This is a genomic window from Listeria sp. ILCC797 (genome assembly GCF_900186185.1).
GTDB classification, from domain to species: Bacteria; Bacillota; Bacilli; order Lactobacillales; family Listeriaceae; genus Listeria; species Listeria goaensis.
This window is the reverse complement of record NZ_FYBS01000004.1, coordinates 207,473-221,305: the sequence shown is the minus strand read 5'-3', so window position 1 is coordinate 221,305 and position 13,833 is coordinate 207,473. Positions and strand designations below refer to the sequence as shown.

The following is a 13,833-nucleotide window of genomic DNA, read 5'->3' as shown; positions in this document are numbered from 1 at the left end:
GGCATCCCGAACCAAGCGCCTTCCAAAATCGCTCAAGGGACGGAGAATTTGAAAGATGTGCTGCAGAAGTTTGATGTGAATTTGGGTGGCGGAAGCAAACGAGCTGATGGTATAATAGAGAAAGCCAATGGGGCTAATGCTAATCTAATTGACGATTTTGTTAATGGAAAAGCATCGTTTGATGATGCTCTGCAAAGTTACTCTCAGAAATATGCTGAAATAGTATCTAAAAATGAAAAATGGTCATGGAATAAATCTATTTCTGGAGGAGAAAATTTATCAATTAAGCAGAAAAAATTGATAAAAGAAATGGCTGTAAATGAAGGGTTAATACCTGATGTAAAAGTGACTCCTGTAGAAAACATGAAATATGGATTTGCGGATTTTGAAGGCGCAGGAGTAGTTGAAGAAACTATTGACTTACCTAAAGATTTATGGCTTAAATCAGATAAGGAACAATTCAATTGGTTAAATGAACAAGTTGGTGGTGCTCGTCCTGGTAAAACATGGCACCATACTGAAATTCCTGGTAAAATGGAGCTTGTAGATTTTGGCATACACAACATTACAAGTCATAATGGTGGTAGAACTGCAGGAATGTGGGCAGATAGCGCAAGATAATAAAATAGTTTGGAGATGATTTTATGAAAATTGAAGAAACATCTATAATTTTACCTTTACCCACTCAAAAAGATATAGAAAAAGAAGAAAGTTATTGGAAAGTGACGTTGCCAATTGAATATGCGACATTTATTTCCAAATATAATGGTGCAGTGCCAATTACAAATGTTTTTACTGTTTCTTCACATGAGTATGTGATTGAAAGATTTTTATGCATTTTAAAGGATAGTGAGAACAATAAGCTTGGTATGTACGATATAGATGTTGTACTGTCCCAGATTGAAGATAGATTAACTGATAATGAGGATTTAGTCGGAGTTGAATTATTGCCTATTGCAAGCTTGTTTGGAGGAGATTTTCTTTGTTTAAGTTTTAAAGATAGAGAACATCCACCTACTGTTGGAGTATGGAAGCACGAAGAATCTTCTGAATTAGAGCCAGTATTTTTAAAAGGATTTTCTAGTTTTAAAGAGTTTTTGGCGAATTTAACTGAGTAGTGAAAATATAAAAAGAAATTTAAGTAGACATGCTATTTTGCTAGATTCTAAGAATGAAACAAGAGAATTTTTAAAGAACAAATTCAACTGCTAAAGCAAATGATGGGCATGTTATGCTAAAAACGCTCGAGGAGCAAGTCAAGGTGCTAGCTATTTTGTGAGTTCCTCGGGCACTGATAAACAGACATGCCCAATAAAGAAAGTCAATAGCGACGTTAGGAGAGTCTAGCGGTCTATTGACTTTCTTTATAGTGTCTCACGGATTAGAAGCGTCATTTTTCTCTTTTTCTTCTGCTTCTTTTAGAAATTGTTTTATGACAAGTACCTTCATAACTTCCATTTCATCATCAGTCATATCAAATTTCTTTTTTCCAATTTCTGTGATTGCTAGAAAATTCTTCAACAAGACATCTGTTAGCTTTTTTGCTTCTTCTTCAGATAAATTTTTAATACCATTTTCAGTGATATCCAAATGGTTAGTGTCTGAAGTTCCTAGTAAATAATCTAGCGTGCTATTTAGTTCTGCCGCAAGCTCTACAACTTTATCTAGTTCAGGTTCTCTTTTCCCATTTTCCCAATTAGTATAGGTTACTCTAGTTACTCCGACTAAATCAGCTAGTACTTGTTATGTCATTTTTTTCTCGGTTCGGAGTTGTTTAAAGCGTTCTGAAAACTTAGACATAATCACCTTTCATAAATTTAGCAAACGTGAGTGATGCCCTCTTACAAGGCGTGAAAAATGTCCCCACACAAGTGGGGGATATTGCCAAACTTGGTCAAACACAAATGAGAACGCGGATGGTCAGCCTAAAAACCGCCACTCAAGACGCATTACAGGTCGCCACACAAAAAGGCATCAAAGGATTGGACAAGGTCGGACAAACGGCAACCGCCATGAAAGGCTCTTTAAACTTGCCGCCACGAGCACATCTAGCTTTAGCCGGCATGGGAGGCATCCCGAACCAAGCGCCTTCCAAAATCGCCCAAGGGACCGCGAATCTGAAAGATGTGCTGCAGAAGTTTGATGTGAATCTGGGTGGCGGAGGCAAACGGGCTGATGGTATAATAGAGAAAGCCAATGGGACTGTGGATGATATTCCAAAAAATATTGAGGATATGCTAACCCCTGCTCAGAAAAAAAGTGTGAAGAAGATAAATAATAATATTAATGATCATTTAACTGACGGTGATTTTAGTGGAACAAGAAGAGATTTGGAAGGGAATCCAGTTCCTAAGAAAGGGGATTTTGGAAAATATTGGGATCATTTGGATGAAATGCTCAACACCCATAAATCTCTTATGGGTTCAAGGAGAAGTATTGAAAACTCACTAAAAAATCCTAATCTACCTAAAGATGTTAGAAATTTTCTTCAGAATGAATTACAAAAAGCAAATGATAGTCTTAAAAAGATCGATGACTTATTTAATGAATTTGGAGGTACAGATAAATGGCTGAAAAAATAAAGGATATTTATCATGAAAGTGATGATTTTCCTATTACGACTGAAAAATATGATATTTGGTTAAAAGAATTGTTAAATAAAACAGAAGATGAAATAGACGAAAATGATGTTTATACAATGTTTTCTCAGCATGTATTAGAAGATTTGGCAATAAAAAAAGCTATAGAATTTATTTTGGAAGATCCATTGGCTGGCGAAATGTGGGAGGGCCAATTTTTAGAGCAGTTAGCAAAAGAGCCTATTGAGAAATTGGAAATATATAGAAAGGAATTAAAAGAGTTACCTTCTCATATAGATCAAAATATAGATGATTCCTTGTGGGATTTTGATTTTGAAAGAGACGAGTTTATGGAAAAATATGAAGAATTTAAAAAAGTACTTTCTAAATTGTGAGCTGTAAAAAATGAGGCAAAAAAAGACACTTCATCAACTAACAAAAGCAAGCAATATGTATTGTACAAAAATTCAAAGGACTTAGGTGTACAATAATTTTAGTTAGAAAATAGTAAAGTTATTGAAACGGTATTAGTGAGGCACCAACTACTGATACCTTTTTTTGGTTTTGGCTCAACTGGTTTAGCCTTAGAGATCCTTACGGAAGTCTCGAAACGTGCCCAGCGCGGCGCTTTTGCCGTACTGGACGTTCATTGAAGACGTGAATAAGTATCATCGTTATCAAGTAACTGGCGATTTTAATGATATAAAGAGTTATGTAGATAATTGTACTAATAGTAACCTGAAAAATAAAAATTTATAATGATGTACAAATATATTATGGAAATAATTGGAGTAAAGTAAAAACTGGAGTTGGAGAAATTGCTCTTGGATTTGGTTCGGACGGTGGGGGAACTAAGTGGCAATTCCCTTTCTCTGTAGATATCTTAGAAAAAATAGGATTAGTAGAAGAAATATTATAGGAGGGTGTAGTAATGAAGGAACAAAAGAAGTTGCTAAATATTATTAGTTCTGAAAAATTACCTGTAAATCTATATAATGATTATGCTTTGCAACCATTTGAGGTGGTGTTACAAAAAGAAAATGGGTATACCATGTTTTTTCTACAAATGAGCGAGCGAGACTACAGGGAATAATAGTGAATTTTGATAAAGAGGAAGAAGCGCTTGAGGATTTGATTATGAAAGCCAGACTAATGAAGAAAAATTACCACTAAGATTTATTTTTAAATTGCTTATTAATAAACTTTTAAACTGATCTGAAAGTTATAAATGAAAAAGCAACAATCTAAAGCTTTTTCATAAGTAGAGTCAGTCATGAAGGACTCCTATAATGGGATTATGGACAAGTTGTTCGATATAAGTCAAGGTGCTAGCTATTTTGTGAGTCCCTTTTTCTTCCTTCCGACGGATATAAAATGACAGAGATATTTAAACGAGAAAGGTGATGTTTTGATGGAAGAGATAATACCAGGAAACGGTTTTGCAATAATCAAGAATGATGATAAGTATAAGATTGAATGGCCACAAGGTCTGTTCGATTAAGTAGTATAACTAAAGAACTTGCAGAAAAAGCATTCAAATCATCTGAAGAAGCTTATCAAGTAATGATATATGCAGAAACAGGAAAATGGCCATCTAGAAACATGGAAGAAAAAGTTAGAGAATTTATAAAAAAGTTTCCAAAGTTGCTAATTAAAGTACCTGACAACAGAGCGTTGTTTTCAGAAGAGGAATTGAAAGAATTGCTTCCTTTAGGGAAAAAGAATTTGTCTGAAGAAGCATCTGACTATCTGATTGGCGACAGGTCATTAAGTTAGCCTAGTCCTCTTGAATGTTTATTAAATGTAATAGTTTTTCTAGAAAATATGAGTTTATTGAAGTGGTATTTGTGAAGAAATAATCACTGATGCTATTTTCTGATTTTTCCTTCAACTACTTTACCCAAGAAATGTTACAGGTACCCACACAAAAAGGTTGCACTTTTCTCCAATTGAAAAGTGCAACCTTTATAGTCTATCTCTAAAAGTAGGTTTTTACCCAAAAAATTCAGCCATTTCCTCGCGAATATTCCCATTAAAAGTCCCGGTTTCTATGCGCGCTATCCAATTATCAAGCAAATCCACATCCGCTTTTAAATGTTGAATCGCGTTTTTAATAATTAGCGCAGTGGCAGCGTTTTCTGGATTGGCCGTTTTGTCCGCTGCCCGCTCGTGGCTCAATTCAAGCTCGCGGGACACCGCGTTTTTTCGTTCATTTAAATAGAACAAAAGCTTGTATTTATCGGCATAGTCGGAGAAAAGTAACGCCGGGTAAAGCGTTTTATACGACAAAATATCTTTTTTAAATAGTTTATAAAGCTCTTTTTCAATTTGGGCGCGCCCTTTTTCTGTAATCGCATACACCGTTTTTGTCGGCGTCTTTTCATTTTCAACCACTTTAGCGACTGAAATGTAGTCATTTTTTAAAAGTGAATCAAAAGCATAATAAATTTTAGCATCATTAATTTGGAATAAGTAATTCCAATCGTAGTGCTTTAAAAAGCGCTTTACGTCATAAGGATGCACATTTTGATAGTCAAGAACGCCTAGAATGACTAATTTTAAAGACATTTTCATTCCCCCCATTTTAAAATATTATACCAAAGTATAGACTTTTGACAAAGAAAAGCGAGCATGCCTATAATAAATTAGAATATGAATAGGGAAAGGATGATGGAAATGACCGAGCTAAACTGGGCAATCATTGGCCCAGGCGAAATCGCGCATCAATTTGCTGACGCGATGCAAAAGATGGGGCGCACTATTTATGCAGTTGGAGCGCGCAAAAAGGAAAAAGGCGAAGCGTTTGCTGCAGAATACGGGATTCAAACGGTTTATGACGACTTTGATGTGCTTTTTGCCGATGAAAATATTGATGTTGTGTACATTGCAACGCCAAATTCGCATCATTTTGAATTTATGATGCAAGCTGTGCAAGCCGGAAAACATATATTAGTCGAAAAGGCGATAACGATAAATACGGCGGAACTAGCTGCCGTTCAAACGGTTGCGGCGGAGAAAAATTTGATTGTTGCCGAGGCGATGACGATTTTTCACATGCCGCTTTATAAAAAACTAAGAGAAATTGCGAACTCGGGGAAACTTGGGGAGCTTAAAATGATTCAGGCATCGTTTGGTAGTGCGAAGCCGAATGATCCTACTAATCGCTTTTTTAATTTAGACCTTGGCGGCGGGGCGCTGCTTGACATTGGTACTTATGCTTTGTCGTTTGCGCGCTTTTTTATGAACGAAACGCCAACCGAAATTTTGACGACAGTGAAAAAATATGAGACGGGCGTAGACGAGCAATCAGGCATTATTTTACGTAATGAAAAAATGGAAATGGCGGTTGTAAGTTTAACATTCCGTTCCAAAATGCCAAAACGAGGCATCGTCGCCTACGAAAAAGGCTTTATCACAATTGATGAGTATCCGCGATCGAGCCAAGCAAGCATTACCTATTCAAATGGCAATCAGGAAATTGTGACTGCCGGCGATTCAAACAGAGCGCTCTCCTATGAAATCCTCGATATGGAAGAAAGCATTGCGAACGGGGCAAGCCAAACGATGGCACTCACTGAAGATGTGATTCAAATTATGACGAATGTGAGGGAGCAATGGGGAATTAAATTTCCTTTTGAGAAATAGAATAAGCGGTCGTCTATAATTAGACGACCGCTTATTTTTATTGAAGTGGGAGGATTAGCTTAGTCAATTAATGCAATTTCAGATTCTTTGTCGAAGAAGTGTGCTTTGGACATTTCGAAAGCAAGTGTTAGTGTTTCGCCGTTTACGTGATCTGTACGGGAATCAACACGTGCTACGAATTCGTGTGAGCCAACTTGATTGTGGAGCATGAATTCAGCACCAGTAAGTTCAGCCACAATTGTTTTCGCTTCAAAGGCATAATCAGGATTAGCTTCAATCATTAGAGGTTCATCGTGAATATCTTCAGGACGAATGCCGAAAACGATTTCTTTATTGTCATAGCCTTTTTCTTTTAAGACTTTCAATTGGCCTTCTGGAATCGAGATGGTGAAGTCATCACCAATGAAATGGCCATTTTCTATCCGACCGCTAAAGAAGTTCATCGCAGGGCTACCAATAAAGCCAGCTACGAACATGTTAACAGGGTGATCATACACTTCTTTTGGCGAACCAACTTGTTGGATAACACCATCTTTCATAATAACGATACGAGTCGCCATAGTCATCGCTTCGGTTTGGTCATGGGTAACGTAAATCATCGTTGTATCAAGTTTTTGATGTAGTTTTGTAATTTCCGCACGCATTTGCACACGAAGTTTAGCATCTAAGTTTGATAGCGGTTCATCCATTAGGAAGACTTTTGCATCACGTACAATCGCACGACCTAAGGCAACACGTTGTCTTTGTCCACCAGAAAGCGCGCTTGGCTTACGTTTTAAATACTCGGTTAGGCCTAAAATTTTGGCCGCATCTTCAACACGAGTTTGAATTTCGGCTTTTGGCATTTTACGAAGCTTAAGACCAAACGCCATGTTATCGTAAACGGTCATATGTGGATATAAAGCGTAGTTTTGGAAAACCATTGCGATGTCGCGGTCTTTTGGTGCCACGTTATTCATCATTTTTCCATCAATATAAAAGTCACCTTTTGAAATTTCTTCAAGACCAGCAATCATTCGAAGTGTTGTGGATTTACCGCAACCAGACGGACCAACGAAAACGATAAATTCTTTGTCCGCAATTTCCAAATTGAAGTCTGATACAGCCGTTACTTTATTATCATAAATTTTATACACATGTTGTAAAGATAATTGAGCCATTCTATTCGCCTCTTTCTTTTTAACTTACTTGTATTGTAAATGAAAACGCTTTACAAAAACTATGGCAACATGCACAAAAGCCGAATGAATTTTTTGGGCATGTTGACAAAAGTTAGCTGAGCAGAAAAGGGTGTTTTTGAAAAGGGACGAATGTCTTGTTTTAGAAAAGCATGGTGCCATGCACTTATATTTGTGAAATTAAGAACTAAAGGCCTATTTTTTTCGAATATCTAGGAAATCACTTTAAATGATACTTTATATTGTGTTATGATTATTTTGCTGATACAAGATATAGTTTTTATAACGGTGGGGAAATACTGTTTAAAAACAGACTGAAGATAATCGGGGGAATGAGTTATGTACATGGAGCAAGCTGTAGAACAAGTTGTTATCAAACGAGATGGACGAAAATCGAGTTTCGATTTGATAAAAATTAGGAGTGCAGTGCTGGCATCAATGAAAAGTATTCATGTGGAGGATGAAGCTTTTTTAGATGATATTGTGGTTGAAATTGTGAATTCTTTACCAAGTGAAGGGGAATTAACGATTGATGAAATTCAGCATACGGTTGAAAATGCGCTGATGAAATCCGCTTATCCAGATGTTGCACGAAGCTACATAGAATACCGCCATGACCGCGATGCTGTACGTGAAAATGTGACCGACATGACGAAAAGTGTTCAAAAATTACTTGAAAAAGACAAGACGGTTGTCAATGAAAATGCGAATAAAGACGCGACTGTATTTAATACGCAACGCGATTTAACGGCTGGAGCGGTTGCTAAAAGCTATGCGCTGAAATATATGCTGCCTAAACACGTATCAAACGCGCATTTAAAAGGAGATATTCATTTTCACGATTTGGATTACAGCCCGTACCACGCGATGACGAACTGCTGTTTAATTGACATTAAAGGAATGCTTGAAAAAGGGTTTACAATTGGGAATGCGAATGTGGAAAGTCCGAAGTCGATTCAAACTGCGACCGCGCAGATCGCGCAAATTATCGCGAATGTGGCGAGCTCACAATACGGCGGTTGCTCCGTCGACCGCATCGATGAAATTTTAGCGGGTTATGCTAAGCGCAACTATGCGAAACATGAAAAGGAAGCGGGCGAGTGGGTTGTTGCTTCCAAGCAAAAGGAATATGTTGAAGAAAAAACGCGCAAGGACATTTATGATGCCATGCAAAGTTTGGAATATGAAATCAACACGTTATATACAAGCAATGGTCAAACGCCATTTGTCACGCTCGGTTTTGGTCTTGGGGAAGATTGGTTCGCACGCGAAATCCAAAAAGCGATCCTCACTGTTCGCCTTGGCGGAGTCGGCAAAGATAAGCACACGGCGATTTTTCCAAAACTTGTCTTTTCGTTAAAAAGAGGAACGAATTTGGAGGAAAACGACCCTAATTATGATATTAAACAACTGGCGTTACAATGTTCTGCCAAGCGTATGTATCCCGACGTTTTAAGTTTCGACACGCTAACGAAATTGACGGGGGACTTCAAAGTTCCGATGGGCTGTCGCTCGTTTTTGCCAGCGTGGAAGAACGAAAACGGCGAGTTTGTGAATGCCGGCCGAAATAATCTTGGCGTTGTCACGCTTAATGTTCCGCGAATCGCGATTCAAAGCGGCGGCGACCAGACGAAGTTTTGGGATATTTTCCATGCGCGCATGCAAACTGTAAAAGATGCCCTTTTATTCCGTTTAAATCGCGTCAGAGAGGCACGCCCAGAAAACGCGCCGATTTTATATAAATACGGGGCTTTCGGGAAGCGACTACAAGACGGCGATGCAGTTGACGAACTCTTTAACAAAGAGCGTTCCACCATTTCAATCGGCTACATTGGTCTTTATGAGGCGGCGACCGTTTTTTATGGTGGCGAGTGGGAAACGAATTCCGAAGCGAAAAACTTTACGCTCGACATCGTGAAAAGTTTGAAAGAATACGCGGACGAGTGGAAAGCAGAATACGGTTACTGGTTTAGCGTCTACTCTACACCAAGTGAAAGCTTGACCGACCGTTTCAATCGCCTAGACCGCGAAAAATATGGCGTTATTAAAGACATAACCGATAAGGAATACTATCAAAATTCATTCCATTTCGACGTGCGCAAAAAAATTACGCCGTTTGAAAAAATTGATTTCGAAAAAGAATATCCAGAGTTTTGTTCAGGTGGCTTCATTCATTACTGTGAGTATCCAAAAATTGTACACAACACCAAAGCGTTAGAGGCTGTTTGGGACTATGCCTACGACCGAGTCGCTTATCTCGGAACAAATACGCCAATTGATAAATGTTATGAATGCGAATTTGAAGGTGAGTTTTCCCCAACAGAAGAAGGATTTAAGTGCCCAGAGTGCGGAAACACAGATCCTGAAAAGGCGGACGTTGTGAAGCGAACTTGTGGCTATTTGGGCAATCCGATGAAGCGTCCGATGGTTCACGGGCGTCACGTGGAAATTTCGAAGCGTGTGAAACATATGGAGCTACGTGATGAATAATCCAGCGCCAAAAGAATGGCAATCTGAAAAACTAAGTCGCGGTTTTATCGCGGACTATAAAGCGTTTAATTTTGTGGACGGGGAGGGCGTCAGATGCAGTCTTTATGTATCTGGTTGCCCTTTTCATTGTGAAGGTTGCTATAATAAAGCCGCGCAGTCGTTTCAATACGGCGTGCCGTTTACAGAGGAACTTTTAGAAAAAATTGTCCGCGACGTTCGGCATGAGTCCGTGCAAGGCTTAACACTTCTCGGCGGAGAACCATTTCTAAACACGGAAACTTGTTTAACGGTTTGTAAAAAAATTCGCGAGGAGTTCGGCGACTCAAAAGATATTTGGTCATGGACCGGCTACACGTGGGAAGAAATGATGCAGGAATCAGAAGATAAACTCGAGCTACTTTCTTATGTCGATGTGCTCGTTGATGGCCGTTTCGAGCAAAAGCTTTTTGACCCCAATTTAGCTTTCCGCGGTTCGAGCAATCAACGAATTATCAATGTAAAAAAATCAATGGCAAGTGGTAAAGTTGTTTTATATAAGTAAAAGCTTGGTCGCTATGACCAAGCTTTTTTCATGGTTAAAGATGACTTTTTACAAAAGTATTGCCATCTTCTCTTTTTAATAAATTCTGATTGACTAAGTTTATAAGAATTTTGTCCAAAGTTTTGCGCGAAACGCCACCATATTTGGACAACATTGTTTTTGTAATAAAACTAGGGATTTCAAAATAACCGTTTATTTCGGGAGCTTCCACTTTTTGACAGAAAGTTTGTAACGTATAAATGATGCGCTTATCAGTGGGAAGATCAAATTTCATGAGTTCAAAACAAAATGCCGAAGAATTTTCCGTAACTGCATTTAGCAGCCATTCCATATATTCGATTTTATTTGAAGCAAAGTTTAGAAAGAATTCTCGGTTTACAAAAGCAACTTGTGTTTCGCTATCACTAATAAGACGTAATTGATCATGCACGCCCATTTTATAGGGAGATTGGTGGATAACATTACCTGGAACAAAAAATTGTAAAATTTGAAAGGTCTTATTTTCCAAATGGAAACAACCCTCCAAAATAATGACTATATGTGTATCCATTTTTTGAATCTCAAGCGTCTGATTTCTCTGTATTGTCTCGAATGCTACATGTGAAGGATACACCTTGCTTTGATTCAAATCCTCAACCATACTGAGCAGCTCGCTATGATTCATAATATCGTCATCTCCCAACAATTTATACTATCATAATAGCAGAAAAAAGTGAAGAATGACTGTTTATTGCATTATAATTAATAAAATTTTAAATGAAATCTTTATGAAGGGACTTTTACAAAAAACCTTTTATTTTCGATTCGTACAAGCTCTTTTTGCATTAACGACTCTAAAATTTTATCAAGTTGTTTACGTGAAATATTCCCATATTTCGCGAGTTTAACCTTATTTATAAAAGAAGGTACAGCGAAATAGTCATTTTTTCGAGTCGTGTTTAACTTTTCACATAAATATTGTAATGTATAAACAACCCTACCTTCTGTAGAAAAGTCATATTTAATAAGCTCATTGTACAAGTTCATATTGTTAAGTAAAGTCATCTCAAGTAGCCATTCCATATAAGAAGGTTTATTCGTTGCGAAGTTTAGAAAATATTCCCGGTTAACAAAAGTAATCTCAACATCTGTATCGCAGACTAAAAATAGATTTTTTTCTAAATTTAAACCTGCCACTTGTTGGTTAATGACGTCACCTTTTGAGAAAAAATGAAGAATCTGTGCATTTTTATTTTCCATATGCACAGTCCCTTCATGAACCACAATGAATTCATTTAAAAAGCGTTTCCCATCAATGATTGAGTTTTTAACTAATTTTTCAAAATTTATCCATGAGTTATCAAGTTTATTAGAGTTTAAGTCTTCTAAAATCTCTTTAGTTCTGTCGGTAAACAATTCAATCAGCTCCTTTTTTTTATTATCATAACAAGAATGAAACGAATGAATATGTGGAATTTACACATTTTTTTGCTGTTTTTTGTTTAAATTTAGTCAAATGTTTTATGAAATCATGCTTACAAAATAATGATTAAGGGAATGGAGAGAAGAATAACTTTTTAGAGGAGTTGACACATATGAAAGAGAACGCGACAAGAGAAGAAATGAACGAGCAGTTTATCGAAGATCAATTTTTTGAATCGGGGCACACGGGCTTAAAAGTTCGCCAAATACTCATCACGATTTTAGCATGGCTAGTCTTTTTTCTGCCATTCGGCTTAGTGTTGTTTCCCATTTTATTTTTAAAGGAACGCGTCATTATTTTTGCCGCTTTTGAAACAGCCATTCGGATTTTTCGAATACTTGACATCTTTTTATTAGTAGCCATTATTTTTATTGTCATTTATTTCTTATTTCTCACACACAAAACGAATAAAAATTTCGAAGAACGCTTGCAAAAAGAAATTACATACGATGAATTTGAATCAAATACACGAGAAGCTACATTAGAAGCATTTTTTACAGAGCGATTTGGGGATAAAGCAGAACGGGAGGCCGCAAAATTTGTGTCCATACCTGAAGAAAAAAATATCGATGAAACTACAATCCGTGATTTATACAAAGAAAAAGGGGTAGAACTCAAATGAATTTAAGTCTTTTTCATACAGGAAATACCGTTTTAGATATGACAATGACCATCTTTTTTGTTATTTTGCTTACTTATCCTATTTTAGGAGGACTTGCTTGGTTTTTCGGAGCGTTTTGTTATTCTTATTTGTTCAAATATAGGCAAGAAACCTGGACAAATATTCCGCCAGAAGTAGAACCATTTATAACCATTATGGTTCCAGCACATAATGAAGAAATCGTTATCGAGGATACAATCGAATATTTAATGAACAAAATAAACTACGAAAATTATGAAGTGCTTGTAACAGACGACGGTTCCACAGACACAACGCCAGAAATTTTAGCACGGCTAATGGCTAAGTACCCCAACTTACGCGTCGTCAGAATCGAAAAAAACAAAGGGAAGGCACACGCATTTAACATTGGCACAAGCTTTGCGAAAGGCGAACTCATTTTAAGCAATGACGCTGACACAGTTCCTGAACCGGATGCTTTATGGAAATACGTCAATTATTTTATCCGTGAAGACGGAAGAAACATCGCCGCCGTGACCTCCAATATGGACGTACAAAATCGTTCAACACTCGTTGGGAAGTCTCAAACCGTCGAATTTTCAAGCATCGTCGGCATTATTAAACGGACCCAAAGCAGCGTTTTTGGTGTTATCTATGCCTATAGCGGGGCAAACACAATGTACCGAAAAGCCGCTCTAATGGACGTTGGCATGTTTCGCCAAGACCGCGCTACAGAAGACATTAGCATCGCTTGGGATCACCAAATGAATGGCTGGCTATCGATTTTCGCCGCCGATATTATCTTTTTCATGGAAGTGCCCGAAACCTTAAACATGCTTTACAAACAACGCAAACGCTGGGCAAAAGGTGGGACAGAAGTGTGGCTGACAAACTTCAAAAAGGTAGTGTCCCACCCGTTTCAAAATCTCGGCCGAACATCCCTATTCATTGACCAAACGCTAAGCATCTTGTGGACCTTCTTCTTTTGGATTTCGAGTATCATTTTTGTCGCTCGCTTCATCTATTTACTGTACATCTGGGACATCCCGCAAATCTGGCTCATGCTCGCTGTCGCTTTCGTCTTTGTTTGCTTCGAAATGATAGCCGGCGCCCTCCAATTGTTCGCCGCCCTACTAATTGATGACCGCGGGAAGAAAATGAAATACTTTATGTTTGCACCGCTTTATCTACTGTTCTACTGGATTATGAACGCTGTGACCATTTTAATGACATTCGTTCCAGCAGTGAAGACTATTTTAGGATTTGGCACAGGCGTCTGGACTAGCCCGGAAAGACGTCAAAAATAATAAAAAAGCAAT

16 protein-coding genes and 1 pseudogene are annotated in these 13,833 nt (G+C 37.8%); 11 read left to right on the top strand and 6 right to left on the bottom strand.

Features of this window, described 5'->3' with window-relative positions; translation table 11 throughout:
• The coding region (locus BN1609_RS06120) for an HNH endonuclease (RefSeq protein WP_369821885.1) at positions 1-621 on the top strand (621 nt) is incomplete at its 5' end.
• A 23-nt stretch (positions 622-644) separates the two neighbouring features.
• On the top strand, positions 645-1,118 hold the full coding sequence (locus tag BN1609_RS06115) for an SMI1/KNR4 family protein (RefSeq protein WP_088816076.1): 474 nt from the start codon (positions 645-647) through the stop codon (positions 1,116-1,118).
• Positions 1,119-1,374: 256 nt separating this feature from the next.
• On the opposite strand, the gene BN1609_RS14090 is transcribed toward BN1609_RS06115, so the two are convergent.
• Together BN1609_RS14090 and BN1609_RS14175 are read right to left on the bottom strand one after the other, a co-directional pair.
• Complete coding sequence (locus tag BN1609_RS14090) at positions 1,375-1,590, bottom strand: hypothetical protein (protein WP_240310373.1); 216 nt, start codon at positions 1,588-1,590, stop codon at positions 1,375-1,377.
• Between the two features lie 21 nt (positions 1,591-1,611).
• A pseudogene (locus BN1609_RS14175) lies at positions 1,612-1,728 on the bottom strand (helix-turn-helix transcriptional regulator); the annotation flags it as partial.
• 98 nt (positions 1,729-1,826) lie between these two features.
• Here BN1609_RS14175 and BN1609_RS14005 point away from each other — a divergent pair.
• From BN1609_RS14005 to BN1609_RS06095, 4 genes are all read left to right on the top strand, one after another.
• Entirely contained in the window at positions 1,827-2,582 is a 756-nt protein-coding gene (locus BN1609_RS14005) for a polymorphic toxin type 28 domain-containing protein (RefSeq protein ID WP_220387159.1), read from the top strand.
• Complete coding sequence (locus BN1609_RS06100; protein WP_088816073.1) at positions 2,567-2,974, top strand: contact-dependent growth inhibition system immunity protein; 408 nt, start codon at positions 2,567-2,569, stop codon at positions 2,972-2,974. The genes BN1609_RS14005 and BN1609_RS06100 overlap by 16 nt, the downstream gene beginning before the upstream one ends.
• Positions 2,975-3,510: 536 nt before the next feature.
• Positions 3,511-3,672: a hypothetical protein gene (locus tag BN1609_RS13930; protein WP_159458328.1), complete on the top strand. Its 162-nt coding sequence runs from the start codon at positions 3,511-3,513 to the stop codon at positions 3,670-3,672.
• Between the two features lie 383 nt (positions 3,673-4,055).
• Entirely contained in the window at positions 4,056-4,355 is a 300-nt protein-coding gene (locus BN1609_RS06095) for a hypothetical protein (protein ID WP_255377325.1), read from the top strand.
• A gap of 216 nt (positions 4,356-4,571) precedes the next feature.
• Here the strand turns inward: BN1609_RS06095 and BN1609_RS06090 are convergent, their stop codons facing one another.
• On the bottom strand, positions 4,572-5,147 hold the full coding sequence (locus BN1609_RS06090) for a PadR family transcriptional regulator (protein WP_159458327.1): 576 nt from the start codon (positions 5,145-5,147) through the stop codon (positions 4,572-4,574).
• Positions 5,148-5,255: 108 nt separating this feature from the next.
• Here BN1609_RS06090 and BN1609_RS06085 point away from each other — a divergent pair, with 108 nt between their 5' ends.
• Positions 5,256-6,224 carry a Gfo/Idh/MocA family protein gene (locus BN1609_RS06085; RefSeq protein ID WP_088816070.1) on the top strand — a complete coding sequence of 323 codons (969 nt, stop codon included), beginning with the start codon at positions 5,256-5,258 and terminating at the stop codon, positions 6,222-6,224.
• A gap of 59 nt (positions 6,225-6,283) precedes the next feature.
• Here BN1609_RS06085 and BN1609_RS06080 read toward each other — a convergent pair whose 3' ends face one another.
• Positions 6,284-7,384 (bottom strand): ABC transporter ATP-binding protein, encoded by a 1,101-nt coding sequence (locus BN1609_RS06080; protein ID WP_088810460.1) that lies wholly within the window; start codon positions 7,382-7,384, stop codon positions 6,284-6,286.
• A 357-nt stretch (positions 7,385-7,741) separates the two neighbouring features.
• On the opposite strand from BN1609_RS06080, the gene nrdD reads away from it, so the two are divergent.
• The gene (gene nrdD / locus BN1609_RS06075) at positions 7,742-9,892 is read left to right on the top strand and encodes an anaerobic ribonucleoside-triphosphate reductase (RefSeq protein ID WP_088810459.1); all 2,151 of its coding nucleotides are present in this window, start codon (positions 7,742-7,744) and stop codon (positions 9,890-9,892) included.
• Positions 9,885-10,433: an anaerobic ribonucleoside-triphosphate reductase activating protein gene (nrdG, locus tag BN1609_RS06070; RefSeq protein ID WP_088810458.1), complete on the top strand. Its 549-nt coding sequence runs from the start codon at positions 9,885-9,887 to the stop codon at positions 10,431-10,433. The genes nrdD and nrdG overlap by 8 nt, the downstream gene beginning before the upstream one ends.
• 34 nt (positions 10,434-10,467) lie before the next feature.
• On the opposite strand, the gene BN1609_RS06065 is transcribed toward nrdG, so the two are convergent.
• Both BN1609_RS06065 and BN1609_RS06060 read right to left on the bottom strand, forming a co-directional pair.
• Positions 10,468-10,941, bottom strand: a complete 474-nt coding sequence (locus BN1609_RS06065; protein ID WP_244169960.1) for a Crp/Fnr family transcriptional regulator — start codon at positions 10,939-10,941, stop codon at positions 10,468-10,470.
• A gap of 257 nt (positions 10,942-11,198) precedes the next feature.
• Positions 11,199-11,828: a Crp/Fnr family transcriptional regulator gene (locus BN1609_RS06060; RefSeq protein WP_088810457.1), complete on the bottom strand. Its 630-nt coding sequence runs from the start codon at positions 11,826-11,828 to the stop codon at positions 11,199-11,201.
• A 179-nt stretch (positions 11,829-12,007) separates the two neighbouring features.
• On the opposite strand from BN1609_RS06060, the gene BN1609_RS14085 reads away from it, so the two are divergent.
• Positions 12,008-12,517 carry a hypothetical protein gene (locus BN1609_RS14085; protein ID WP_088810456.1) on the top strand — a complete coding sequence of 170 codons (510 nt, stop codon included), beginning with the start codon at positions 12,008-12,010 and terminating at the stop codon, positions 12,515-12,517.
• Positions 12,514-13,821, top strand: coding sequence for a glycosyltransferase (locus BN1609_RS06050; RefSeq protein ID WP_088810455.1), 1,308 nt, complete (start codon positions 12,514-12,516; stop codon positions 13,819-13,821). The genes BN1609_RS14085 and BN1609_RS06050 overlap by 4 nt, the downstream gene beginning before the upstream one ends.
• Positions 13,822-13,833 lie beyond the last annotated feature (12 nt).

Bases quoted from the DNA above. Each gene is read 5' to 3' on its own strand.
- BN1609_RS06090 (WP_159458327.1), bottom strand. From the start codon at position 5,147: ATGTCTTTAAAATTAGTCATTCTAGGCGTTCTTGACTATCAAAATGTG.
- BN1609_RS06085 (WP_088816070.1), top strand. From the start codon at position 5,256: ATGACCGAGCTAAACTGGGCAATCATTGGCCCAGGCGAAATCGCGCAT.
- BN1609_RS13930 (WP_159458328.1), top strand. From the start codon at position 3,511: ATGAAGGAACAAAAGAAGTTGCTAAATATTATTAGTTCTGAAAAATTA.
- BN1609_RS06115 (WP_088816076.1), top strand. From the start codon at position 645: ATGAAAATTGAAGAAACATCTATAATTTTACCTTTACCCACTCAAAAA.
- BN1609_RS06100 (WP_088816073.1), top strand. From the start codon at position 2,567: ATGGCTGAAAAAATAAAGGATATTTATCATGAAAGTGATGATTTTCCT.
- BN1609_RS06080 (WP_088810460.1), bottom strand. From the start codon at position 7,384: ATGGCTCAATTATCTTTACAACATGTGTATAAAATTTATGATAATAAA.
- nrdD (WP_088810459.1), top strand. From the start codon at position 7,742: ATGTACATGGAGCAAGCTGTAGAACAAGTTGTTATCAAACGAGATGGA.
- nrdG (WP_088810458.1), top strand. From the start codon at position 9,885: ATGAATAATCCAGCGCCAAAAGAATGGCAATCTGAAAAACTAAGTCGC.
- BN1609_RS06095 (WP_255377325.1), top strand. From the start codon at position 4,056: ATGGCCACAAGGTCTGTTCGATTAAGTAGTATAACTAAAGAACTTGCA.
- BN1609_RS14085 (WP_088810456.1), top strand. From the start codon at position 12,008: ATGAAAGAGAACGCGACAAGAGAAGAAATGAACGAGCAGTTTATCGAA.
- BN1609_RS06050 (WP_088810455.1), top strand. From the start codon at position 12,514: ATGAATTTAAGTCTTTTTCATACAGGAAATACCGTTTTAGATATGACA.